Genomic DNA, 26,300 nt, shown 5'->3' with positions numbered 1-26,300 from the left:
TATATAAAATAGCTTCGGAAAATAATATATTACTATTTTATAAATATTCCTCAGCAATTTAAAATAATTCATATAGAAAATATGTCATTTTCAAGTACTTCTTAAAACTTGCGACAGCATCAAATGACAAACCTGTCAATATCAATCTTTGACAGAATTATTTATCATTTAAGTTTTGAAAAGATTTAGCTTTGGCTGAACTGGGCTTTGAATAACTACATCAATTGACTTAAGTATTTCCAAAAAAAATTAAATAAGCTCAATTCTATTTTTTATATATCTTTGAAATTATGCAATCGATTAACCTTATCTTATTGATCAAAATTAAAGTGCCGACAGTGCAGGATAATTTTTTACATCAATTGATTTAGATTGCGATGAACAAAGGAATTAATTGAAGACAGACTCTTTTAAACCAAACAATTTGCAGACCTTATGAAAAAGCTTACCTTAATTCTCCTCGTATTTTTACTATCCGTACCGCTATCGGCGCAATATAAACCGTGGACATCCGCAAAGCAGCCTTTGAAAGAAATTAAGGCATTAAAAAAACAGATCAAAAAGCCGAAATTCAGAAATGCTGATTATCTGGTAACCGATTTCGGAGCTGTGGGCGACGGAAAAACAAAAAATACAGAGGCTTTCAAAAAAGCAATCGAAAAATGCAATGCAGAAGGCGGCGGAAGGGTTGTTGTTCCCAACGGCGTTTTCCTGACGGGGGCAATTTACCTGAAATCTAATGTCAATCTGCACGTGAGCGAAGGAGCAACCATCCTGTTCAGTCAGGACAGCAACGACTACCCTATCGTTTTCACGCGTTGGGAAGGAATGGAATGCATGAATTACTCATCTTTAATTTATGCCTATGAAGAAGAAAATATCGCCGTAACCGGAAAAGGAACGTTGGACGGAAATTCTGATAACGACCATTGGTGGTTCTGGTGTGGCGCAACAAAATACGGGTATAACGAATCCCGTCCGGGAAGACAGAATCCTGCCCGTGCCAAGCTTCATGAATATATGGCGCAGAGAAAACCTGCCAGGGAAAGGATTTTTGGTGACGGATATTATCTGAGACCGAACTTTGTTCAGCCTTATAAGTCTAAAAATTTTTATATGGCAGACGTTCTGGTAAAAAATTCACCGATGTGGAACCTGAATCCTGTTCTGTGTGAAAATGTTTTGATTGAAAGGGTAAAAGTAATCAGTCACGGGCCAAACAATGACGGTTTCGATCCCGAAGCCTGTAAAAACGTCTGGATAAAAGACTCCTATTTTGATACCGGAGACGACTGTATCGCCATCAAATCCGGAAGGGATGAAGACGGAAGAGACATCGGAAGGCCTGCCGAAAACCACATTATCGAAAACTGTGAAATGAAAGACGGCCACGGCGGTGTGGTAATCGGAAGTGAAATTGCAGGCGGCGCGAAAAACATTTATGCTGTCGGAAATTTAATGGACAGTAAAAACCTTGACCGGGCTTTAAGAATCAAAACAAGCTCAAGCCGTGGCGGAACCATTGAAAATGTATTTTTCTACAATACGAAAGTGGGCGCTTACAAAGAAGCGGCAGTGCGTTTCAATATGCATTATGAAAAACCCGGGAATCATATTCCGACCATCAGAAACATCTGGGTTGAGAATTTAACGGTAGATAAAGGCGGAAAATATGCCGTACTTTCTGATGCTTACGAATCTTCTCCGGTAACGGATTTCACCATGATCAATGCGAACATGACCGGTGTTCAGATTCCTTATAAAGTGGATTACCTTAAAAATGTGACTTTAAAAAACGTAACCGTTAACGGACAGCCATTAACTGAGTTAAAACCATAGAATGCGGAGAAAAACCATTTTCGCCGGACTGCTTGTTTTATCGGCATTTTCACATTCGTTCTCCCAGTCGAAACACTGGCAGAACAACGAGCGTGAACTGCACTACAAAGAAGATAAAGGCGATTTTTTACTGGTTAACGGAAAGTACAGATTCAACCGTGCGCTGTACGGTGATAACCGTGCGTCTCGCGTAGAAGCCGGAGATTTGCCGGAATTCGCATTGTATCTTCCGGGAATGGGCGGCAACCTTCAGTTCGTGATTCAGAAAGGAAATTCAATCAAGAAATTAATTCAGGCTGAAAAAATTGAAACCCGTTACCGACCGGGATCAATGCTGTATGAAATCAAAGACCCGATTCTTGGAACCGGAAGTTTAAAACTCACTGTTTTAGCACAGTCGAAAGAAGAAGGTTTGGTTTTAAAAATGGAAACTGTCAATGTAGATTCTTCCACAAAAATCTATGCGGTTTACGGCGGTGCGAGCGGAACGACTTTCAGCAGAAACGGCGACATCGGCGCAGATCCGGAATCCGGATTTTATCTGTTGCCTGAATATTGTCTGAACAATCAGTTTCAGCTGAATAAAAATCAGTTTCAGCTCAATTATTTAAACAAGAAAAAAGAAACCCAAACGGTCAGCGGAAGTTTTTCAAATGTCAGTCTGTTACAGCAAACCGATGCCAAAACTTTAGAAAAGCTTTCAGAATTTACCCAAAACAAAACGGACAAATCTCCGGTTGTTTACGCTTCGTATTCAGCACAGAAAGAGCCGGTTTATATTCAGGTTGCCAAAGGAAAATCTGATAAGAATTTTTCAGATGAAGTGTTGAAAGACATTTTTGATAAAGCGGAACAATCCCGTTTAAATCTAACCAACAGAATTCAATTAAAAACTCCGGATGCCGATTTAAATAATTTCGGAGCCAATTTAGCCGTTGCCGCAGACGGAATCTGGGAAAGTCCGACCTTCCTTCACGGTGCGGTTGCCTGGAGAATGCGTCTGAATGCGTGGCGCGGTGCTTATACAGCCGATGCTTTGAGCTGGCACGACCGGGCAAAAGAACATTTTGAAAGTTATGCCAATTCGCAGGTTTTAAAACCCGATTCTGCGCCTGTAGAAATGGATACGCTGCGGCATCTTGCCCGACATGAAGAAAAAATGGGAACTTCGGTTTTTTCGAGCGGCTATATTTCAAGAAATCCGAATGACAATAAAAAACCGCATCATTACGATATGAATCTTGTGTTTTTTGACCAGATGTTTTCGCATTTCAATTATACCGGCGACAAAGAGTTCCTGAAAAAAATGTGGCCGACAATGGTCCGTCATATGGACTGGGAAAAACGGAACTTCAAACGTGGCGACCTGTATGATGCGTATGCGGCGATCTGGGCGAGCGACGCGTTGCAATATTCGGGTGGAAAAGTGACGCACACTTCGGCGTATAATTACAGAGCCAATAATGAAATGGCAAAACTGGCAAAAATTATCGGCGAAAATCCGCAACCTTATGAGCAGGAAGCTGATGCGATTTTAAAAGCAATGAAAAACCAGCTCTGGATTAAAGACAAAGGTTATTTTGCTGAATACAAAGATGCTTTAGGCAATCAGATCGTTCACGACAAACCGGGAATCTGGTCGATTTATCATGTTTCGGATGCTTTTATCCTGAATGAATTTGAAGATTACCAGAATTTACAATACATTAATCATCACACTCCGAAGATTCCGGTAACGGTAAAAGGAGAACAGAATAAAAACTATTACACGCTTTCTACCACCAATTGGCAGCCTTACGACTGGTCGATTAACAACGTGGCTTTGGCGGAAAATTTACAGACTGCTCTGGCCTATTGGCAAGCCGGAAGAACGGAAGATGCGTACCAACTATGGAAAGGAAATTTGGTAGAATCGATGTATTACGGCATCAGTCCGGGGAACTTTGAGCAGCTTTCTCATTATGATGCGTTCCGTGGAGAACTGTACCGTGATTTCGCTGACCCGATTGGTGTGGCCTCAAGAACGTTGACGGAAGGACTTTTCGGGGTGTATCCTAATTTGCTGGATAATAAAATCAACATCAAACCCGGTTTCCCGAAAGACTGGAATTCTGCCGGACTGAAACTTCCGGATTGGGAATACCAGTTTATCAGAACTTCGAAAAAGACTGAATATGTATTCAAATCCAACTATCAGAATCCGGTGGCGCTGGAAATGCAGATTCCTGTACATTATTCTAACATCAGATCGGTGAAAGTGAATGGTAAAAAAGTGGATTGGAACATTAAGCCCAACTCTATTTCGCAACCTTTTGTTCAGTTTGAAACACCGAAAGGAAAAGATTTTAATATTGAAATCAGATATTCCGGAGAGGAACTGAAAAATGAACAGACCGATTATATCAGCTATATTTCTGAAGATCTTCAGTTGAATTTCAATTCAAAAAAGAAAATAAAAGACGTTCTTGACCCACAGGAATTGATTAAGACCAGAAATGGAAATCAGTTTGATTTGGTAAAGGAAGAAAGAAAAGGAACTTTTTTCGTTCAGGTCGTGCAAAACGGAACAACCTGGTGGCAGCCCGTGAATGTGGATATCCGTTTTCCTCTGGAAACAAAATGGATAAATAAAAAACTGCAGATTCAGTCTAAATCAGCAAATGCAATTAATGGAAAACTGACTGTTAATGGTCTAGCTCAAACTTTTACGGTTCAGAAAAATCAGAATACTTTGATTGAAATTCCGGCCCATGTTTTGAGTAAAGGAACCAATTCAGTCGAACTTGATTATAACGGAATTAAACAGAATATTGAAATCACAGACTGGAACATTGAAAACCAAGGCGATTTCAACAACATCTCATTAGCTTCAACATACAATGAAAAAGTAACCGAGATTTTCAATCAGAAATACCTTTCTCCGAGGCTGGAAGTTCCGACTTTACAATTGCCGTGGCAGGGAATCGGAAACTGGTGTTATCCGTTAATTACTTCTCAGATTGATGACAGCGGGTTGATGAACAAACGGAAAAACAACAAAGTTGATTATCTTGGAATTCCTTTTTTAATCGATAAAACCGACAAAAATATTGCGTTTGCAAGTCAGTGGGACAACTACCCGGATTCTGTTGAAATTCCGGTTTCAGGCAAAGGAAAGAAAATCTATTTCCTGATGGCGGGTTCTACCAACCCGATGCAGTCGCAGATGGTTAACGGAACGGTTACAGTTCAGTATACTGACGGTTCGAGTACAGAATTAGAACTGAAAAACCCAACCAACTGGTGGCCGATTGAGCAGGATCTGTTCGATGACAATTTTGCTTTTGAAATTCCGGATGATAAAATTCCGTACCGTTTGAAACTGAAAACGGGAGAATTATACAAAGGCGGGACATTGAGTAACTATTCAAGCATCAAAGGATTTACAGACCGTCAGGTTGACGGCGGTGCTGCGACGATCCTGGATTTACCGCTTGACCCGAATAAAGAATTGAAAACCATAAAACTAACGGCAGTGAGCAACGATGTTGTCATCGGAATAATGAGTGCTACCGTTCTTAAATAAATTTAAAAATGAAGAAAATTGCAGTATACCTGAGTCTTTTCTGTATTGGATTTTCATCCTTACATGCCCAGAAAATCGACCGTAAGAAGGTTGTTCAGCGTCACAATGTAGTTAACACAAAAGCAGATACGTTATCAACTTTAACGGTTGGCAACGGGAAATTTGCCTATACGGCAGACATTACCGGAATGCAGTCGTTCCCGGAATATTATAAAAACGGGGTCTCATTGGGAACGCAGTCTGAATGGGGCTGGAACAGTTTTCCGAATACGCAGAATTATAAATTTGAGGAGACATTAAAAGCCTATGATTTCAATAATGACGGGCGAAAAGCGCTGTACAGTGTCCAGCTGAAAGAACCGGAACGAAACAAAGGAGCCGTTGAATATTACCGGGTCAACCAGCACCGTCTGCAGTTGGGAAATATCGGGATTGAACTGACTAAAAAAGACGGCCAGAAAGCAGAAATTTCAGACCTTACCAACGTCAATCAGAAAATTGATTTATGGACGGGGATTATTACCAGTGAATTTTCCATAGAAGGAACTCCGGTAAAAGTATGGACGGCTTCTTTCCAGAATTCAGATAAAATCGGGGTTAAAATTGAATCCGATTTAATAGCCAAAGGGAAACTGAAGGTTTTTGCACGCTACCCTTCCCCAACCGGACAGTTCCTGGATGATGCTGCTTTTTACGGAAAGGAAAATGATCATTCCACGAAAATTATTTCTTCACAATCTACTCAAGGTTTGATTCAGCATAAGCTGCAAAGCACGGATTATTATACACAGTTTCATTTTACGGAAGGGAAATTCCGTGAAGCCGGAAAACATTATTTCGTATATGAACCTTCTTCTAAAAACAAAACCATAGAGCTGAGCGTTGAATTTTCGGCAAAACAACCGAAAAGCAGCAGAACTTTATTTGCCGATGCTGAAAAAGAAAGCAGTTCAGGGTGGAAAAATTTCTGGGAAAGCGGTGCTGCTGTGGACTTTGAAGGAAGTACAGACCCGAGAGCAAACGAATTGGAAAGAAGAGTTATTTTGTCTGAATACCTGACCAAAGTTCAGTGCGGAGGAAGCAATCCACCCCAGGAAACGGGATTGACCTTCAACAGCTGGTACGGAAAGCCGCATACCGAAATGCACTGGTGGCACGGCGTTCACTTTGCTTTATGGGGAAGACCGGAAATCCTGGAGAAGCAGCTGGATTATTATTTCAGGACATTTGATAAAGCCAAGAAATTAGCGGAAAGACAAGGCTACAAAGGTGTTCGCTGGATTAAAATGTCCGATAATGAAGGAAATGAAAGTCCGTCTTCCGTTGCTGCCTTCCTGATCTGGGAACAGCCCCACATCATTTATATGACCGAACTTCTGTACCGCAACAGCAAGGATAAAAAAGTGTTGGAGAAATATAAAGACCTGATTTTTGCCACGGCAGATTTTATGGCGGATTTTGCGACTTACGACAAAGAGAAAAACCGTTACAACTTAGGAAAAGGCGTAATTCCTGCACAGGAAGTTTTCCCGGCGAAAGACACCTATAACCCGACCTATGAAGTGGCGTATTGGGACTGGGCACTGAAAACGGCTCAGCAATGGAAAGAAAGACTGGGACAGCCAAGGGATAAAAAATGGGATGACGTCATCAATAAACTGGCTCCGCTACCGGTTCAGGACAACGTGTATTTATCCACTGAATCTGCAAAAGACTCATTTACCTTTCCAAAATGGATGACCGATCACCCGGCTGTTCTGGGTGCATTGGGAATGGTTCCTGAATCTCCGAAACTGGATAAAAAAATTATGAAAAATACCCTGGATATCGTGTGGGAACGATGGAACTGGGAACATACCTGGGGCTGGGATTTCCCGATGACAGCGATGAACGCAGCGAGACTCGGACTTCCCAATAAAGCTTTGGATGCCCTGTTTATGGATATCCAGACCAATACCTACCTTAAGAACGGACATAATTTTCAGGATAAACGCCTGAGGATTTACCTTCCCGGAAACGGCGGTGTTCTGACAACTGTTGCGATGATGCTGGAAGGTTGGGACAGTTCAACCGGACAGTTCCCCGGTTTCCCGAAAGACGGAAGCTGGAAAATAAAAGCGGAAGGATTTAAAAAAATGCCTTAAACAATTTCACATTCATATAGTTGGAGTCTGTCCTGAAAGGGGCAGGCTTTTTTGTTTAAATATCCGGATGGAGAAGGTATTTATCCTTGACAGCAAAGCTATATGAATCAGCTGTTCAAATATTTTGTATGAATTTTAAACAACAATTCAATATGGTTATACTAAATGGTAAGAATACCGCGTTTATTTAAAACCAGATCCTTAATTTGGAACTTCACTTGCAAAACCGGTCTTTTTACAAAGATTAAACATACATCAGCATAAGATCATAATCATTTGAAAATAAAAAACTTATAGCCATAATTCTGATTAAACGAGGTTATCTGTTGTATAACATAAATTTTTGTAACTTGTCTTCACTCATTATACGGTCTTGTTAACAGATTTTTTAACTGAAACAATATCTTCTATCTAAAATATCATGTCAGATACACTTGAAATCAATATCAACGAAAACTCCAGGGTTCCGAAATACAAACAGATTGTAGATTCTATCCTGAACGGAATTGACGGAGGACAAATAAAAATCGGGGAAAAAATCCCTTCCATCAATGAACTGAGCGAATCCTGTTTCCTCTCCAGGGATACGGTGGAAAAAGCTTACAAAGAGCTCCGGAGAAGGCAGATCATCGAATCTGTAAAAGGCAAAGGGTATTATATTTCCCGCATCAATAAAAATGACATCATCAATATTTTTTTCCTGATCAATAAGCCAAGTACCTACAAAATGATGATCTACAATTATTTTGTTAATGCAATCGGTACCAAAGGCAATGTTGAGATGTATATTTACCATTGCGACGAAACGCTTTTCATCAATGCGCTGAAAAAAAACCTCGGCGGCTTTGATTATTATGTCGTGATGCCTCACTTCCGTGACGAGCAGTCTAAGCATACAAGTTCTACCCAGGAAGTCCTGGATATGATTGAGCAGATCCCTAAAAACAAACTCCTGTTGCTGGATAACACAAAACCCAATATTTCAGGGGAATACGGTTCTATTTTTCAGGATTTCGAACATGATATCTACAATGCTTTGGAAGAAGGCCTGGAGAAAATCAGGAAGTACGAAAAAATTATCCTGGTATATCCGGACAAGTCTATTCATCCCTACCCTTTCCGTATTGTGCGGGGCTTTGAGAAATTCTGCAAGGATTTTAAACTCGATTATGAGATTCTTGATGAAATCTATCCGGACATGGAATTACAGGACAAAGATATTTTTATTACCATCCGGGAACGCGACTTGGTGAACCTCGTAAAGCAGATCAGACAGAAAAACCTTGTATTGGGCAAAGACATCGGAATCATTTCCTACAACGAAACCCCGCTTAAGGAACTGCTTGGAATTACGGTGATTACAACGGATTTTAAAGCCATGGGAGAATCTGCAGCCTACATGATCCTTAAAAACAAAAAGGAACAGGTAAACAATGTCTTTAAATTTATCCAGAGAGATTCTTTATAAATTATTTTTTTAAATAGATTGAGCAATCGATTGCACTAATTTAATTGTTTTGCTGTTGACTTTTATTTAAGATTAAAATTACAGACTGATTGAACGTATAAAATATATAAAGCTTAAAAAATATTTAATTATGATTAAGAAATTAATTTTTGCCGTAGGTTTTCTGATGGTCATCATGGTGTCCGGACAGAAAAAGGATGATACACAAGCTGTAACAGCTGCTGCAGAAAGACTGAGGCTGGCTATGATCAGTGGTGAAAAATCTGCATTGGAAAATTTAATCTTACCTGAACTGACTTACGGACATTCCGGCGGCCATATTGATGATGCTACAGAATTTGTTGAAAAATTAGTCAGTAAAAAATCAGATTTTTTAACCATAGACATTACCAACCAGAACATTCAGATTGTCGGAAAAACCGCGATTGTCCGTCACCATTTCTATGCAACCACTGCTGATCTGGGAAAAGCACCGGGCGATGTGACTTTGGATATCGTATTGGTTTGGGCAAAGGTGAAAAAAGACTGGAAACTGCTGGCGAGACAGGCGGTTAAAGCGGAAAAGAAGAAGTAATCATGTAAATTGGTTTGAAGCGGGAAGAGGGAGGCTGGAGGTTAATCGTGAATTACGGTCTCCACAGCTTCCCTCTTTAGACTTCAGGCTTCCTTGCCTTACAATTACTTCACTGAAATTCTGCAATTCCTCCGGCTTTTCACAGCACAACTGTTCCATCAATTGTTCAAGCTCTATTTTCAAACCATTTTAAGATGATCACCAATTATATTTTAAATGGAATTAAAATTGTAAATTAGCTAATCAGATATTCATATAATGCAGAGAAGATCAAACATAACGAAGAGAAGAAAGATCATTGAAAGAACAAAGGATCGTAGAATTGTTGTTGAGTTTGCCAAAAACGCTTCATCTAGTGCTAAACGTTCTTCAAAAGCGTTAGATATATCTTATGATATTATAAAGAATGGCGCAATTTTCAAAGTATATGATAACAATATGATAAAAACTGCTAACTTAAAAAGAATTGATTCAAATAGATCAAATCTGAAAAAAGGAAGTATAATATGTCTAAAGTAAAAAGATTAAGAATTTTTGCAGGTCCCAATGGTTCAGGAAAATCCACATTATTTGATTCATTTAAAGTAAATCATAATTCAGGAATTTTTATAAATTCCGATCTGGTTGAAAAGGAAATATTAGAAAAAGGCTTCATTGATTTGAAGTCTTTTGGCTTAGAACTAACGCAAAATGATTTATTATTATTTTTTGAAAATCCAAATACCAGATCATTATTAAAAAAGTCGGAACAATCCGGGTTTAAAATTGATATTGAGATAAAAGAAAATATTATTGTAGATAGATCCCGGGATACTCATAGCTATGAGGCTGCTTTAATAACATCTTTTATACGAGAACATTTGCTGAAAAATTCAATATCTTTTTCATTTGAATCAGTAATGAGCCATATTTCGAAACTTGATGAAATTGAAGAGGCCAAAAAATTAGGTTATAAAATTTATCTCTATTTTATTTGTTTGGATTCTCCACAAGTAAACATTTCAAGAGTTAGAAACAGAGTGATGAAAGGAGGACACGACGTGAATACCCAAAAAATTGTGTCAAGATACCAAAGTACATTAGAAAATTTGTTACCCGCTCTTCGGCTCGCTGACAGGGCATACCTTTTTGATAATTCAAATGAGATGGCACTGGTTGCAGAATCAGATGATCAGGAACTAAAAATAAAAATCGATCCAGAAAAATTTCCAAACTGGTTTATCGAATATTTCATTAACAGAATTTGATTCTTTTTCACAGTCACTTCACACTGAAATTCTGCAGTTCCTCCGGCTTTTCAAAGCAAACCTATTCCATCAACTGTCTGAACTGCATTAAGCATTTCGATGATGAATACCGCCTTTATCTCCTAAGTTCCGACTGCATACATAAGCGTTCTTCCTATACATGTAAATTTGTCACCACAACTTAATGATGAATCAAACTAATACATTTAGTTCTGAGAGTTTGGTTTTGCCAGCACAGACGTTCTGTGTTCTATGCCCCATTCAATCATTTTATCCAGGACTTCTGTAATTAATTTTCCTGATTCGGATAACTCATACTCTACAGTCACTGGTATTGAATCATATACTGTTCGAACAATCATTCCGTTCAGTTCAAGTTCTTTCAGTTCTTTACTTAACATTCTCGGTGTGATCTTAGAAATATTACGCTGTATTTCGGTAAATCGCTTTTTACCGAAAAGGATTGAACCTATAATCGGCAATTTCCATTTTCCACTGATTACATTTAATGTATCATTTATATGCAGCACATATTGAACCGGACAAGATTTGAAATTTTTTATACTTTCCATTTTTTCTCAATTAAAAACCACTCACTATACTTTAGTATACCGCTATAGTTTAAGAAGCAAATGTACTATACATTTGCATAACAATCTTTAAAAAATTAAAAATATGATTTTAGTAACAGGAGCATCAGGAAATTATGGAAAAGCAACCATTGACTTTTTATTGAAAAAAGGTATTCCGGCAAACAGCATTTCGGGTTTAGTAAGAAATGAAGAGAAGGTAGAAGATCTGAAAGCAAAAGAAATTAACTTAAGAATCGGCGATTATGATAATTACGACACACTGATAGAAGCATTTAAAGGTGTTGAAAAGTTGCTGTTAATATCTGGCTCCGATGTCGTGAACCGTGGGCAGCAACACAAGAATGTAGTGAATGCAGCTAAAGCGGCAGGCGTGAAACATATTTTATACACCAGTTTTGAGCGAAAAAACGATACCGAAACTTCACCTATTTATTTTCTTGCAAAATCGCATATCGAAACAGAAGAATTCATTAAGGAAAGTGGATTGACTTATACAATTTTTAGAAACAATCTATACCTGGATGTATTACCGATGTTTTTTGGAGAAAAAGTTTTAACAACCGGAATATTTTTACCGGCTGGTGACGCGAAATCAGCATACGCTTTGCGTAGTGATATGAGTGAAGCTACTGCCAATGTATTAACAAGCACGGGGCACGACAATAAAGTGTATTCATTAAACAATACAGAAAATGTATCGTTACAGGAAATCGCTCAGGATTTAAGTGAAATAGTTGGCAAAGAAATCAATTATGTAAGTCCTTCAAAAGATGTTTACACAGAAACGTTAACAAAAGCAGGGGTTCCGGCTCAATATATTGGAATGTTTTCAAATTTTGCAGAGGCAATTAAACAAGGAGAATTTTCAGCTGAGAAAACAGATTTAGAAAATCTTTTGGGCAGAAAACCAACATCAGCAAAAGCATTTTTAAAAGAAGTTTACACTTCTAAATAAGAGTCTTCAAATAAGATTTCATAGCGAACAGTTTTAAACTGCTCGCTATTTATTGTAAATGACTAAATGACTGAAATTTTCATATTCTCAATTTAGCAAAATAAGGAATCAGGTGTAAAAATTAAATATCAGTTTTTGTATTTTTTAAATGTATATTGAAAATAACTAATCTGACTTCAACTTATACAAACCATATACGCTACACAAAATTTTGTAAAACTTCTGTTTTCAATTACTTCACCCTGAAATTCTGCAATTCCTCCGGCTTTTCACAGCACAGCTGCTCCATTACCTGCCGGAACTGCATTTTAAGCATTTCAATAATGTGATCGCCGCCTTTGTTGCCCAAAGCTCCGACTGCATACATAAACGTTCTTCCCATAAAGGTAAATTCGGCACCGCAGCTTAAGGCACGGGCAACATCCGGACCGGTTCTTACGCCGCTGTCCATCATGATCTTGATCTGGCCTTTGTATTTTTCGCTGATTTCTTTTACCACTGCAATCGTGGATTCTCCGGCATCCAACTGTCTTCCGCCGTGATTGGAAATGATCATTCCGTCGAAGCCTAAACGTACTGCTTCTGCTGCATCTTCGTCTGAAGCAACGCCTTTAATAACCAGTTTTCCTTTCCATTTATCACGGATGGCTTTGATCCTGTCTGAATTTAACCTGCCGGAAAACGTAGAGTTCATAAACTGTCCCAACTGCTTCACATTCATATTTTTATCCATGTATTTTTCCATGGTTTTAAAACTGGGAACGCCGTGTTTCAATATTTCCAGGCACCATTCGGGTCTTGCCAACGCCTGGGAAACATTCCTGAAATTAAGTTGCGGAGGCATTGCCAGACCGTTTCTGATTTCTTTTGCCCGGTATCCGAACGTCGGAACATCAGCCAAAACAACGAGTACATCGTATCCCGAAGCTTCACAACGGTCAAGAATATCATCACGCAGCCATTCTTCTCTCGGATGATACAGCTGATACCAGGCTTTTCCTTCGGTCAGTTCAGCAATTCTTTCCAGACTGCTTGTCGTTACGGTACTTAAAATAAAAGGAATATTATGTTTGAAAGCTGCTTTTGCTAAAATTTCCGGAGCATTGGGCCACATTAAACCCTGCAGGCCAACGGGGGAAATCCCAAACGGAGCCGAATATTTTATCCCGAATAATTCCGTTTCCATATTGGCCTCCGCATAATTATTGTTCAGGTAGCGCGGACGGAGAAGAACATCTCTCAGTTCGTTGGTATTCCGGTCCCTGTTGATGTTTTCATTACAGCCGCCATCCAGATATTCGAAAGCGAAACGGGGCATTCTTTTTTTTGCTTTTTCGATCAGCAGTTCGAGGGAAGCGTAATTGGTATCAAATGGAAATGCCATGTGTTATAAATTAAGAATTAAGGGTTGAAGCACTTTCATCTGATAATGCTGCTGCAGAAAAGTTTCGTCTATTTTCTTGTTGGAAATCACCATGGATGCTCCCAGTGCGGAGCCTAACGGCGAGTGGGTTGACATCACATTATAGTGCTGAAAATGGTGGGACATCAGTTTCATAAAGACATCATTATCAGTAAATCCGCCATCGATATAAATATTTTTGATATCTGAATTCCCGATCGCATTGGTTATGGTATGAATCTGAAGATCCATTAATTCAATCATCAGCTGATGATAGGCTTCTTCAAAGGTTGCGAATGAATTGAGGTCGGTTGCAGTAATCATTTTTCGCTTCAGGATAATCCCTTCAAAACGGAAATAGATGTTTTTATTTTTCATTAAACGCAGGTACAGATCCTGATCAAACTTCACTTCCCTGTGGAAACCATATTCCTTTCCGTAATAGGCACACAGCTTTTCAACCTGGATTTTATATTCATTTCCCATAAAAAAACGGGATGCTTTCACACGTTTACCATCAATCCGCATATAATTCAGGCAGTTGTTTTCAATATCTTCATCGGTAAGGCTTTCATCATTAAACGGATTCAAGGAAATACTCCATGTTCCCGTTGAAAGCAATAAAAACGGTTCTTTTTTGCTTAAAATATAAGGCAATAATGCTGAAGAACTGTCATGGATTCCGACCCCGATCTTCATTTTTTTATTTCTGTATGAGGTGTTGATGCTCGCAGACGTCGGGACAATAGGCCCCAGTAAAGCATCGATGCCTTCTTCATACACCCAGTCGTGATAATCTGCTTTATCGTAATCCCACAAATTGGTATGGCAGCCGATTGACGTAAATTCCGACACACAAATTCCGGTGAACAGATAGGATAAATACTGAGGCAAATGCAGGCTGTACCGGATTTTTTTGAAGACTTCCGGATGCTTGTATTTCAGCCAGAACAATTGTAATCCGGAATTAAGCATTCCGGTCTGGGGCGATGCGGTTTCACGGGCAATTTTCAACTTGCTTCCGTGTTTTTCGTAAAACAGATCAAGGATTTCCTGATCCATGGGTTTCGTGTAGTTGTACAAAGGGGTCAGAACATTTCCTTTGTGGTCCAGATGTACAAAGCTGGCTCCGTAAGTGGAAAAATTAATGGCTTTTACATCAAAATTTTCATCTTCAAGCATGGCATTAAAATTATCCTTGATCCAGTTCTGCAGTGCGGCAAGATCTTCAGTGGGGTAACCATCTTCATCGGCAGTAAGAGGAAGTTCGGTATATTCACGCACAACTTCCTTGTAATTTTTGTCAAATAAAAAAAACTTTTTATTGGTTTTTCCAATATCAAATACGATGGTTACCTTCTTTTTTTTAGACATTCCTGAGATGAATTTAATGATTTATGATAAAATGGTTATTAGTTTTTTCAAAATTTGAGATAGCGTTTGTTTAAATTTGATGTAATAAACTTTTTTAAAGCAGAGTACGCTAAGATTTTTTTGATAAGCTGACTGTTTTTAAGTTCGCAAAGGCGTTTGACCTCATCGAATCTTCGATTTCACTCAGCAAAGGTTTCAAAGTTTTTAATTTGTGTAAAATTTAAAATTTGTTTAAATTCATTTTAAATTTTATAATTTCAAACCATTAAGGAGTGTTTAGACGGTAAGATGCTTAAAGAAAAAATCCACTGATTCTTAAGCGGCGCAATGCCTGAAATCATGCTCATCTAAACACTTTCAACCTTAATGATAAAAATATAAGGATACATATAATTAAACTTCCGATTGCACCCGGAAGTTGAAATTATTAAAATTTAGCCGGCTTATAATCCGGTTGCTTTGGTTTCAAAACCTCTTTCGGTAATTAAGTTTTCTCTTACCTTTAAGTTTCTGTAAGCCGCAACAGGATCCAGTGCTGCACCGGTTTTCGCTCTTGCTGCCTGTAACAACGGACGGACATCCGTTCTGTAAGCGTTCTGCAAAATTTCCTGCGCACGAACAACATCATTTTCCAGCTGCGCTGTTTTTAATGCTTTCTGGTCTACTAAAAGCGCCTGAGCATATGCAATCAAGATTGCTTCTAAAGACTGTAATAAATCTTCCAGAGGATCTTTGATGTTATGGCTTGCATCGATCATCCAGGCCGGATAAGGATTGTTTGGATTGTTTTCCATTCCGTATACCAATTCATTGAAAATCAAGAACAAAGCATAAGGTTTAATAGAACCAACCGTTAAATCGTCATCACCGTATTTGCTGTCGTTAAAATGGAATCCACCCAATTTCCCTTTATACATCAGGGTGGCAACAATCTGCTCAATATTGGTATTCGGTAAATGATGGCCTAAATCCACCAAAGTATATGCTCTTTCTCCGCAGGCATTTGCCAGCATGAAGGAAGTCCCCCAATCCTGAATGGTTGTTGAATAGAAGTTCGGTTCGTAAGGCTTGTATTCGATGAACAGCTTCCAGTCTTCCGGCATTCCCGCATAGATTTCTTTTAAGCTTTTCTCCGTATTTGATAAAGCAGTCTGGAAATTTAACTGTCCAGGGAAACTTGCTCCGTCTGCCAGCCAAACCGTTAAGCTTTTTGAGCCTAATTCTTTTCCGATCCTGATCACTTCTTTATTATGCTCTACTGCGAACGCCCTTGAATCTTCATTCACAGCATTCAGAGAACCGAATTTATACGACTGTTTTGCTCCCGGCTGATCCTGGAATGTGTTGGAATTCATTGCATCAAAAAGAAGGCCGTGAGCTTCTGCTTTTTCTTTTATCGCTTTGATATCAGTCGGGATATCCCATGGAATATGCAGAGAAATCGCTCCTGCAGAATGTGTTAAAGCGTGAATCAACCCTACATCATCCAGTTTCTGCTCTAACGATGAAGGCTCGCCTCCGTAAGAAAACCTTCCGAATCTTGTTCCGCCTGCGCCTAATGCCCAGCTTGGAATTGCCACCTGGAAATCAGCAATTTTATCAACAATTTCAGCAACATTGGCTCCTGATTTTGTTAATTTATTCTGTAGAAAATCAAAGTCTGAATTAAAGTTTTCAACTTCGTTTTTATTGTATTGTTCAATGATATCTTTTCCTATAATCATAGTTTAATTTTAAAAATTGATTTTTAATCGTCAAATGATAATTTTATTTAAACCATTAAGATTTATTAAGTTGTTAAGGCTAATTAAAGGAAATAAATTTCTTAAGGTACGAGCTTAAATTTACCCGCAAATTCTTAATCTTACTTAACTTCTGAATTGTTCTTAATGGTTTAAATTTTATTTTAGATTAAATTGCAATCTAATAACTATTTTTGAATTTATCTTGGGAACGCATTGGCCATTCCTCCGTCTACATTGATGATGTTTCCTGTGCTTTTGTCTAAAATAGCCACACAAGCGAAAACTCCGTTGGCAATATCTTCAGGAAGGATGATTTCGTTCAGTAAATTTCTTTTTGCATAAAATGCAGGCAGTTCTTCTACGGTAATCCCGTTTGCTTTTGCACGGCCTTCTGCCCATGAACCTTCCCAGATTTTGCTTCCTACGATTACACCGTCAGGATTCACCACGTTCACTCTGATTTTATCTGCTGCCAATTCTGCTGCCAATAATCTCGTCATGTGTTGTTGCGCTGCTTTTGCAGTTCCGTAGGCTATGTTGTTTGGTCCGGCAACCAGTCCGTTTTTACTTGCAATGTTTACAATGTCTCCTCCTAAACCTTGCTTTTTCATAATTTCCACACCGCTTTTTGCCATTAAAAACTGTCCTTTTACCAGAACATTTTCTAACAGATCCCAATCTTTTGTCGTGGTATCTTCCAGAGATTTGGAAATCGCCAATCCTGCAGAATGCACGATGATGTCTACTCCACCGAATGCTAATACCGCTTCTTTAAACGCATCGGCAATCGCTTCTTCACTGGTTACGTCACACGGAACTGCAACCGCCTGGTCTTTGCTGTACTTTGCCGTCACAGATTCTACGGCTTCCTGATTCAGGTCTGTAAAAACAACCACAGCACCTTCCTGAACCATTTTATCGGCAATTGCCTGTCCGATCCCGCCGCCTGCTCCGGTTACGATCGCAACTTTTCTTGACAACGGTTTTTCTTTCGGCATTCTCTGAAGCTTTGCTTCTTCCAACAACCAGTATTCGATGTCGAATGCTTCCTGTCTTGGTAAAGAGGTATATTCTGAAATTGCTTCTGCACCACGCATCACGTTGATAGCATTTACATAAAATTCATTCGCGACACGGGTAGTCTGCTTATCTTTTGAGAAACTGAACATTCCCACTCCCGGATAAATGATGATCACCGGGTTCGGGTCACGCATGGCAGGGCTGTTCGGATGTTTGCAGTTTTCGTAATATTCTTTGTATTCCTGTCTGTACTGTTCGAAAAGCGGAGTCAGTTTTTCAAGAACCGATTTAGCGTCAGATAAATCTTCATTTTTATCCAATGTCAATACCAAAGGCTGGATCTTTGTTCTCAGGAAATGATCCGGACATGATGTTCCCATTGGTGCCAGACGCTCCAGATCGTTACTGTTGATGTATTCCAAAACCACTTCGCTGTCGGTAAAGTGGCCTACCATCCTGTTTTCAGATGAAGCCAGGCCTCTGAGCAAAGGCATTAACTGGGCAGCTTTGTTTTTACGTTCTTCAGCAGGAAGGGATTCTACTTTCTGCCCGCCGAAAACCTGTCCGTTTTCTACGATTTTTTTGGCGATATATTCAGAAGCCGTTTCAATTACTTCCAGACTGTTCATATAACATTCGTAGGAAGTGTCTCCCCACGTAAACAGTCCGTGGCTTCCCAAAACGATCCCACGGATTCCCGGGTTGTCAGCCAAACATTTTTCCAGCTGCAGGCCCAGATCAAAACCGGGACGCTGCCAAGGCACCCAGCCCATGGTATCTCCCCAGATTTCTCGGGTAATAGCCTCGCTGTCTTTTGCAGCAGCTACGGCAATTAAAGCATCCGGGTGAAGGTGGTCAATATGTTTAAACGGAAGTAAACCATGCAGCGGCGTATCAATAGAAGGTGCTTTACTGTCCAGATCAAAGATACAGTGATCAAACAGGCCTACCATTCTGTCTTCGTCTGCCAGACCGTCATACACGTTTTTAAGGTTTCTCAGTCTTTCCGTATATAATCCGGCGATTCCTTTCCTGGTCAGTGTCCCGATGTCGCCACCTGAACCTTTTACCCACATTACCTCAACTTCTTCATTGGTCAACGGGTCTTTTTCAATGGTTTTGCAACTGGTGTTGCCTCCACCGTAATTGGTAATTCTTAAGTCTGCTCCTAATATGTTTGAACGGTATAAAAATAAAGCCACCTGGTCATCCCCAAAAGATGCGGCTTTACTCTCGTCCCATAAATAATCTACGTATCTGAATGTTTTTACGTTTTCCATTTGTTTTCTTTTTGTTTCTGAATTTTAACCCAAATTTAGACTGTAGCAACTTGTACAGCATCCCGTACTATACTGCTGAACCGATTATTTAAAGATCATTTAACAATGACATTTATCACGTTCCGGTTCAGCTGTACAGTCATTAACATCGGGTTAAGATTGATTTAATATTTTTGATTTGGTGTTTTGGTATTAATTAGTATCCCGGAAGCTGGGTAAGGTTCGGGTTGTCTACCAGCGGATGACCTGCAGACTGCGCGGCAAAAGGCAGCAATTCTGTTTTGTTCGGCACAAATCCGTAGAACAGACCGTCTCCGTTACCTTCAATCCAGGTTGGATATACGCCTCCGTTTTCAAATGCCCCGGTTGGTTTTGTATAAATAATATTACCGACCTGAAGCTGATTGAAACCTTCAATAAATCCTACGGCTTTTCTTGCGTTCCCGTTAAATGTACTGGTGTACGCCTGGAACATATTTGCAGGATACCATTTGTCATCGGTGGTTGAAGTCTGTCCGTTTGCTAGTGCGATAGCCTTCAGAGTCGTCTGATACGCTGCGTATCCTGATGAATTGGTAGGAACTGCCTGAACCTGTGCAATCTGTGCAGGGTCTGTTAAATCAATATAAGTAACTGCCAGAAACGGATCCCCGTATACCTGTGTATTTTTGTGATATTTGTAAAGACGGTAAATAGGCGTATTGGCAAACTGCCCGGTACGGTTGGATAAGTTTTTCATCGCCTGTTTTGTCGCATCAATTTCACTGGCAAGACGGTTCATCCTGATCAGATCGGTACGAAGCATAAATTCGTCTGAAAACTCCCATTTACGTTCCTGAACAATGGCTGATTCGAAAGCCTGCTGGCCGCTTGGTACGGCTAATGAACCGATCCCGGCACGGTTTCTCACCTGCTGTAAAGCTGCAATACCCAATGCAGTAGGGCCTCCATTTAAATAATTCTGTGTTTCTGCATACATTAACAGGACATCAGCATATCTGATAATCGGGATATTCAGGTTACGTGCATCTGCAGCCTGTGGCTCCACACACCATGAAATTCTGAATTTGCCCGGCATAATACAAGAGTATGTAGTTCCTACATCTACCCAGGTATCAGTCGCCTGACCTGTTCTTAAGAAGTAAATACTGTAAGACGTTGTGGCAACATCTCTTCGCTTATCTGCAGGGTTAAAAGACAGGTAATAACTCGGAAGGATAAACTGCAGAGCCTTACGGGAACCATAAGTACCCCCTCTTGAACCCGGATGTGCATACACTCCGAATGCTGAATTGGTATTCGGGCCGTATTCAGCGATGTGCCAGAGCATTTCTTGATTTACAGCTGAAAAATTCCTTCTGTCAAAATTAAACCAAAGTGCTTCAAAACCACTCTTGCCGCCCTGTGCCTGTACCAAGCTATTCGTACCGCCGTTGATTACGGAAGCTGCTGCTGCATCAGCAATCTGGTACAGCTGCTGAACCCTTGCGTTATCCGGACGGCGGGACATGGTGCCTGCTGCTCCGGTATTCAGGTCCCAACGGAGAGAATATCCTGCTGCATAGAGCGCAATTCTTGCTAAAAGTGCGTTGGTAGACTGTCTGTTCAGTCTTTCCGGCGTTCCGTTAGAAGCCGGCATATTGCCAATGGATTCCTGGATATCGGCAATCACCTTATCATAAATTACATCACGTGAAGTACGTTTAGGATACAGTGTACTCGGATCATTAGGGTCTGCCTCTTCCAAAGGGATCCAGATGGCAGGTACGTCACCGTAAACCCTGATCAGGTTATAATAGCAAAATGCACGGATGGCTTTGGCTTCTGCCAATAATGCATCACGCTTCGGGCTTGCCGGCATGTCCGGTAACCGGTCAATAGCAATGTTGGTTCTTTCGATCACCGCATACATGGCAGCATATATCCCTGTCACGGTATTCGGAGTGTAGGCATCATACTGGTAGTTGGCGATATTGTATTTTGAGTTATTGGTTGTTCCGTCCTCGGCAGAGTGCGTAACGGTATCTCCTGCTCCCAGCTGATAAAACATTTCCGTAGGAACCAGGCCTCTGTAAAGACCCTGAACGAATGCATCTGCCGTTTCTATATTGGTAAAAACCGATTCTGTATCAGAAGAGTTGTAGGCAGGCTGATCTAAAAAATCGTCGCTACAGGAATTGATGGTGAGCCCGCCGACAAGAATAGACGGGATTATGATTAATCTCTTAATGAAATTGTGTTTGTTAACTATGTTTTTCATGACTGAAACAATTAAATATTAAAAAGTAAGATTGATACCCAAAACGTAACTTCTTGATCTTGGGAATGAAGAACTGTCATATCCCGGAGTAACCGCAACACCACTTGCTGCTGAAACTTCCGGATCATATCCTGAATACCCTGTAATGGTTGCTAAGTTATTAACTGTTGCATAAATACGTGCATTCGTCAGTCTTACCGTGCTTAAAAATTCTTTAGGGAAAGAATATCCTAATGTGACCATGGAAATCCTTAAATAGGAACCGTCTTCCACATAATAAGAAGAAGGATACGTGATATTGGCCGTATTGGTATTGCTTAAACTCCAAAGGCTTGAGCCTTCATTCGGGTTAAGTTCTTTTAATCTTTCCAGATTGGTTGTTGCCTGGCCGGTGTTAGGATCGATAAGATGATAATAATTATCCCCGAATTCTGTAGGAACATTCTGGAAAGCTGCGTAAGGGCTCAAACTCTGTTTGGTGGCGTTATAAATATCACCCCCAACGCTGAATTTCATAAACACCGCTAAATCGAAGCCTTTGTAAGAAAAATTATTGCTGATCCCTCCGATAAAGTCCGGTGTACCGTTCCCTATTTTTACCAATTTTCTTGTAAACTGATCTCCGGCAGCATTATCCGCTGCAAATTTCATGTCTCCCGGTTTAGGCGTTCCGGATGCAGGCTTTACGACACCCGCTTTCAGGATAAGTGTACCGTTTGGCCCCTGTGTAAAGTCATCAGTCGTATAAATTCCCTGATATACATATCCGTACATATCTCCTAATTCTTCTCCAACGTTGGCATAGTACGTTACCATCCCTGATCTGTTACCACCTACACTGAAGGTTCTGAAGGTTCTCCCCTCATCAAGAGACAGTACTTTTGACTTATTAAATCCGATGTTGGCATCGGTAGACCATCTGAAGTTTTCAGATTTTAAATTGACTGAGTTTAAAGTGAATTCCATACCGGTATTTTTCATGGAACCGACATTCACAAACTGGCTTTTATATCCGGTAGATGCAGGAAGTACGGTTTCAAGCAACATGCTGCTTACATTGTTGTTGTAAAATTCACCGGTTAATTTAATTCTGTTGTTAAACATAGCCAGATCTACTCCTATGTTTGTAGATCTCATTTCTTCCCACTGTACAATACGGTTACCCAAGACACTGCTTGTCATTAAAGCTAAGTTACCTATTGTATTATTGGAAGGATAATCCGTTCCTATCACATTGGTTCTGAATACATTATTTGGGATACTATTATTTCCCACAATCCCGTATTCAAATCTGAACTTCAGGTCGTTGACATAATTCTCAATTTTAGAGTTTTTCCAGAAACCTTCTTCGGAAACCCTCCAGGCCGCAGCTACGGATGGAAATATTCCCCATCTGTTTTCAGGACCGAATTTTGAAGATCCATCCCGCCGAACGGTACCTGTTAATAAATAACGGTTATCATAGTTATAATTTACACGCGCAAAATAAGAAAGCAAACTAAGTGAAGACCTGTCTGCAGATTTATCAGCAACGGTAGCATTGGATATATCATCTAAGCCGTAATTTAAAATCGTCGGGAACCTTATCAGTCGCATGCTGTTGCTTTCATTCTCCTGATAGATAATTTCATTTCCGATTAACCCGGTGATTTTATGTTTTTCACCTAACGTCGTATTATAAGTTAAGGTATTGGTGATCTGGTAACGGTAGGCTTCAGAATTTCCGATACTTCCGTTGATCCCTGTATTTACAGGATCTGTAAGGAAAGCGCGGGAATTTCTATCTGAAAATGCCGTTGATTTAGTGTTTGTCCAGTTATAAGAGCCTGCTGTCCTGAAAGTGAAATTTTTCAACAGATCAAATTCTAAACCTACATTGGCTAAAAATGTTCTGGCCCGTCTGTTTTGCGTAGATGCCGCTGTTTCTATGTATGGATTCTCTGTATCAAAACTAGAATCCAAAGCAGAGAAATCAGGGAAAGTCTGTGTATTGAATAACTGATCCTGAGTAAACAAGGTACCTCCCGTAATCGGCTGAAGCAATATTTTCTTCATTCCGGAATAGGCTCCTCCACCGTTTGTGGAATTGGAGGTAAACATTGAGCTGAAATCCAGACGGATCCCTTTATAGAGTTCTGAATTGACGTTGGCACGCAATGAGTTTCTAGTTTCGCTGAAATTCTGCAGCAAACCGTCCTGTTTGTTATAATTGTAACTGATGAAAGTCTGCGTTTTATCCGTACCTGCAGAAACACTCACGTTATGGTTCTGTGTAACGCCTGATCCTCCAAGCATTTTCTCCTGCCAGTCCAGTGCAGGGGCAGATCCGTATCGGTTGCTGATCCTGTTGTATGCTCCTGTATAAAATCCGGGAGAATCTGTTCCTAAACTGTTATCAAACACATTGCTCCATTTTGTAGCGCCGCCGCTTAACTGGGCCAGTTCATACTGGTATTTTACATACTGCTCAGCATTGGAAACCATATCCAGTTTCTTGGAAAGCATGTCAAATGACATAAAAGAATTATAGCTGATGGTTACCCTCCCCTTTTTTCCGGTTTTCGTTTTGATCACAATAATACCGTTGGAACCACGGGCACCATAAATAGCGATGGCGGAAGCTCCTTTCAGTACATCGATGCTTTCGATGTCATTGGGATTGATGATGTTCAGTGCATTGTCCAGCTGAAAACCGTCTACAATATACAACGGTTCCGTCCCCTGGGTAATAGAAGCACCTCCACGGATCGTAACGTTTGCACCTGCACCCGGTGCACCACCGGCAGTTACAATATTAAGTCCGGCCGCTCTTCCCTGTAGTGCCTGTAAAGCATTCATTGACGGTGTTGCTGCCAGATCTTTTGCAGAAACTGAAGATACCGATCCCGTTAAGTCTGATTTCTTAACTTTACCATAACCGATCACCACTACTTCCTCAATATCTTTTACATCCCTTTTCAAAGTATCATTTACCGCTTCCTGCCCCCAGACAAAACTTGTCGAAAGCATAAAAGCAGGAAACACGATTCGCTTTATATTCTTGTGTTTAATTATCAAAGACATATATTAATTTTTATTAGCGTTTAAATATGTCACAATGTACACTGTTAGAAAAGTTCTGGCATCCTGCCATATCCTGCATTATATAATTCATAATTTATCTTAATTATTTATCTACATTTATACTAAAATCGCGAATTTATAATAATTTAAATAAATATAAACGTATTAGATTTAAAATCTGATATTGAAATTAAGCTGTCAAAATGTGGAATTATTTCAATTTTCGTTTTACAAAAATATCACCTGCCGGCACAAAAAAGACACTGAAAAATCAGTGCCTTACAAAAATTGAACTATATAAATATTAATGAAACTTTAAATAATACATCGGAATAATAATTTATCTTAAAGAATTTCCGTAGCCTACAATCAGAATGGAAATAAAGATGACAATCATTCCTGCGGTAATAGTCTTAATCGTTTTTCTGGAAACCCCTTTCCATTCTTTAATAATGATTCCCCATAAATTGGCAATGAAAATGATAAATGCCATGTGCAGAATCCATGAACTTGGGCCGTTCCCCATTTTGCTCTCTCCCATTCCGTAGAAAAAGAACTGTAAAAACCACATCGTTCCCGCCAGTGCACAGAAAATAATGTTTTTTACCACCGGTACATTTTGCTTGGTATAATCAGCGTACGATTTATTTTTAAAAGCCAGATACAGACATCCGATCAGATTGACTGCCATTCCGCCCCAAAGTACAACAACGTAGGTTACATTATTTTGAAAGAGGAATTCTCCCTGATCCGGATTGGCAAGTTTCCAGGCTTCATTGGCTACATTGGCCATTGGTTTTCCGGCTTCCAGTCCGAAATTGAAGCAGGCACTCAATACTCCCGATATGATGGAAACAATCAGTCCCAACCCGAATTTATATTCCGTTTTTACTGAAGTTCCGTGAGGATCCGTAGATTCGGTCTGCAGTTCTTTTTCTTTCATCATCCCTGCTTTTCCGCTGATGACAATTCCTATAACGCAGACAAAAAGTCCCAGTAAGACAAACTGCCCCCATGGATTTGACATCATGAGACCTATATTATCTTTTCCCGATTGCGAAGAAAATTCATAAAAAACCGAAGGAACCAAGGACCCGAATACCATACAGAGTCCCAGAATAATACTGCTTCCCAATGCAACGCCCAAATAACGCACGCCAAGGCCATACGTAAAACCTCCGATTCCCCAGAGTGCACCGAACAGAAACGTCAGCCCTAAAATGGATGAACTTTCATTCTGAATAATCTCCCAAAAACCGGGAATGGTAAGAAAAGCAGCCAGCGGCGGGACAATAATCCATGAAAAAATACCGCCGATCAACCAATAGGTTTCCCAGGACCATCCCTTTACTTTTTTATATGGCAGATAAAAACTCCCCGAAGAAAAGCCTCCCAGAAAATGAAAAAAAACCCCTAATAGTGCATTCATAATTATCGTATTGGTTGAATTTGAAAATTAATAAGATGTAATCGATTGCGCATCTTGTAGTGTCATGTAAAAGAGTTTGAAAAAATAATAAAATTAAAAGTAATCTGCAAGGGTTATTTACATGGTGCTTTAAGAAGTTTATATAGAGATCATTTATTTTAAAATTATTTTTTGATCCTTAATCTTCGGTTACTATATCTTAGAAAAAAATAAAACCTAATGGATTTTTAAAACCCGTTAGGTTTGAGTGTTGTATGACTTATGTAGAAAATGCCCGATTTACTATATATGTAAGAGACTGTTATTTATTGTAACATACAATTTAACCGTTAAGGCTGTTTA

General features: G+C 39.7%; 17 protein-coding genes. 8 read left to right on the top strand and 9 right to left on the bottom strand.

From position 1 onward, the window contains the following. Positions 1-435: 435 nt before the first annotated feature. From ASE55_RS09955 to ASE55_RS09935, 5 genes are all read left to right on the top strand, one after another. Positions 436-1,839: a glycoside hydrolase family 28 protein gene (locus tag ASE55_RS09955; RefSeq protein ID WP_056218637.1), complete on the top strand. Its 1,404-nt coding sequence runs from the start codon at positions 436-438 to the stop codon at positions 1,837-1,839. Position 1,840: 1 nt separating this feature from the next. Further along, positions 1,841-5,404: a DUF4450 domain-containing protein gene (locus ASE55_RS09950; RefSeq protein WP_056218635.1), complete on the top strand. Its 3,564-nt coding sequence runs from the start codon at positions 1,841-1,843 to the stop codon at positions 5,402-5,404. A gap of 8 nt (positions 5,405-5,412) precedes the next feature. Further along, positions 5,413-7,548, top strand: coding sequence for a hypothetical protein (locus tag ASE55_RS09945; protein WP_056218632.1), 2,136 nt, complete (start codon positions 5,413-5,415; stop codon positions 7,546-7,548). 421 nt (positions 7,549-7,969) lie between these two features. Beyond that, positions 7,970-9,016, top strand: a complete 1,047-nt coding sequence (locus ASE55_RS09940) for a winged helix-turn-helix domain-containing protein (protein WP_056218630.1) — start codon at positions 7,970-7,972, stop codon at positions 9,014-9,016. Positions 9,017-9,146: 130 nt separating this feature from the next. Further along, the gene (locus tag ASE55_RS09935; RefSeq protein WP_056218627.1) at positions 9,147-9,590 is read left to right on the top strand and encodes a nuclear transport factor 2 family protein; all 444 of its coding nucleotides are present in this window, start codon (positions 9,147-9,149) and stop codon (positions 9,588-9,590) included. Here the strand turns inward: ASE55_RS09935 and ASE55_RS20105 are convergent, their stop codons facing one another. Further along, positions 9,591-9,773, bottom strand: a complete 183-nt coding sequence (locus ASE55_RS20105; protein WP_128414545.1) for a hypothetical protein — start codon at positions 9,771-9,773, stop codon at positions 9,591-9,593. A 75-nt stretch (positions 9,774-9,848) separates the two neighbouring features. Here ASE55_RS20105 and ASE55_RS09930 point away from each other — a divergent pair, with 75 nt between their 5' ends. Continuing rightward, a complete protein-coding gene (locus ASE55_RS09930) occupies positions 9,849-10,109 on the top strand; it encodes a hypothetical protein (protein WP_056218626.1) in 261 nt (86 codons plus the stop codon). Next, positions 10,097-10,837 (top strand): hypothetical protein, encoded by a 741-nt coding sequence (locus ASE55_RS09925; protein ID WP_056218623.1) that lies wholly within the window; start codon positions 10,097-10,099, stop codon positions 10,835-10,837. The genes ASE55_RS09930 and ASE55_RS09925 overlap by 13 nt, the downstream gene beginning before the upstream one ends. 206 nt (positions 10,838-11,043) lie before the next feature. Here ASE55_RS09925 and ASE55_RS09920 read toward each other — a convergent pair whose 3' ends face one another. Further along, positions 11,044-11,409 carry a winged helix-turn-helix transcriptional regulator gene (locus ASE55_RS09920; RefSeq protein ID WP_082474476.1) on the bottom strand — a complete coding sequence of 122 codons (366 nt, stop codon included), beginning with the start codon at positions 11,407-11,409 and terminating at the stop codon, positions 11,044-11,046. A 103-nt stretch (positions 11,410-11,512) separates the two neighbouring features. Here ASE55_RS09920 and ASE55_RS09915 point away from each other — a divergent pair, with 103 nt between their 5' ends. Then, complete coding sequence (locus tag ASE55_RS09915; protein ID WP_056218619.1) at positions 11,513-12,385, top strand: SDR family oxidoreductase; 873 nt, start codon at positions 11,513-11,515, stop codon at positions 12,383-12,385. Positions 12,386-12,617: 232 nt separating this feature from the next. Here ASE55_RS09915 and ASE55_RS09910 read toward each other — a convergent pair whose 3' ends face one another. The 7 genes from ASE55_RS09910 to rhaT all read right to left on the bottom strand — a co-directional run bounded on the left by ASE55_RS09910 (position 12,618) and on the right by rhaT (position 25,958). Next, positions 12,618-13,769: an alpha-hydroxy acid oxidase gene (locus ASE55_RS09910; protein ID WP_056218617.1), complete on the bottom strand. Its 1,152-nt coding sequence runs from the start codon at positions 13,767-13,769 to the stop codon at positions 12,618-12,620. Positions 13,770-13,772: 3 nt separating this feature from the next. Then, the gene (locus ASE55_RS09905) at positions 13,773-15,161 is read right to left on the bottom strand and encodes an FGGY-family carbohydrate kinase (RefSeq protein ID WP_056218615.1); all 1,389 of its coding nucleotides are present in this window, start codon (positions 15,159-15,161) and stop codon (positions 13,773-13,775) included. A gap of 443 nt (positions 15,162-15,604) precedes the next feature. After that, complete coding sequence (locus ASE55_RS09900; protein WP_056218612.1) at positions 15,605-16,885, bottom strand: TIM barrel protein; 1,281 nt, start codon at positions 16,883-16,885, stop codon at positions 15,605-15,607. Between the two features lie 218 nt (positions 16,886-17,103). After that, positions 17,104-19,206 (bottom strand): bifunctional rhamnulose-1-phosphate aldolase/short-chain dehydrogenase, encoded by a 2,103-nt coding sequence (locus ASE55_RS09895; RefSeq protein WP_056218610.1) that lies wholly within the window; start codon positions 19,204-19,206, stop codon positions 17,104-17,106. A gap of 196 nt (positions 19,207-19,402) precedes the next feature. After that, complete coding sequence (locus ASE55_RS09890; protein WP_056218607.1) at positions 19,403-21,466, bottom strand: RagB/SusD family nutrient uptake outer membrane protein; 2,064 nt, start codon at positions 21,464-21,466, stop codon at positions 19,403-19,405. Positions 21,467-21,484: 18 nt separating this feature from the next. After that, positions 21,485-24,529 carry a SusC/RagA family TonB-linked outer membrane protein gene (locus ASE55_RS09885; RefSeq protein WP_056218604.1) on the bottom strand — a complete coding sequence of 1,015 codons (3,045 nt, stop codon included), beginning with the start codon at positions 24,527-24,529 and terminating at the stop codon, positions 21,485-21,487. A 340-nt stretch (positions 24,530-24,869) separates the two neighbouring features. Further along, positions 24,870-25,958: an L-rhamnose/proton symporter RhaT gene (gene rhaT / locus ASE55_RS09880; protein ID WP_056218601.1), complete on the bottom strand. Its 1,089-nt coding sequence runs from the start codon at positions 25,956-25,958 to the stop codon at positions 24,870-24,872. Positions 25,959-26,300 lie beyond the last annotated feature (342 nt).

The organism is Chryseobacterium sp. Leaf201 (genome assembly GCF_001421435.1).
GTDB lineage: Bacteria > Bacteroidota > Bacteroidia > Flavobacteriales > Weeksellaceae > Chryseobacterium.
The sequence above is the reverse complement of the archived record's forward strand: the minus strand, read 5'-3'. Positions and strand labels throughout refer to the sequence as shown.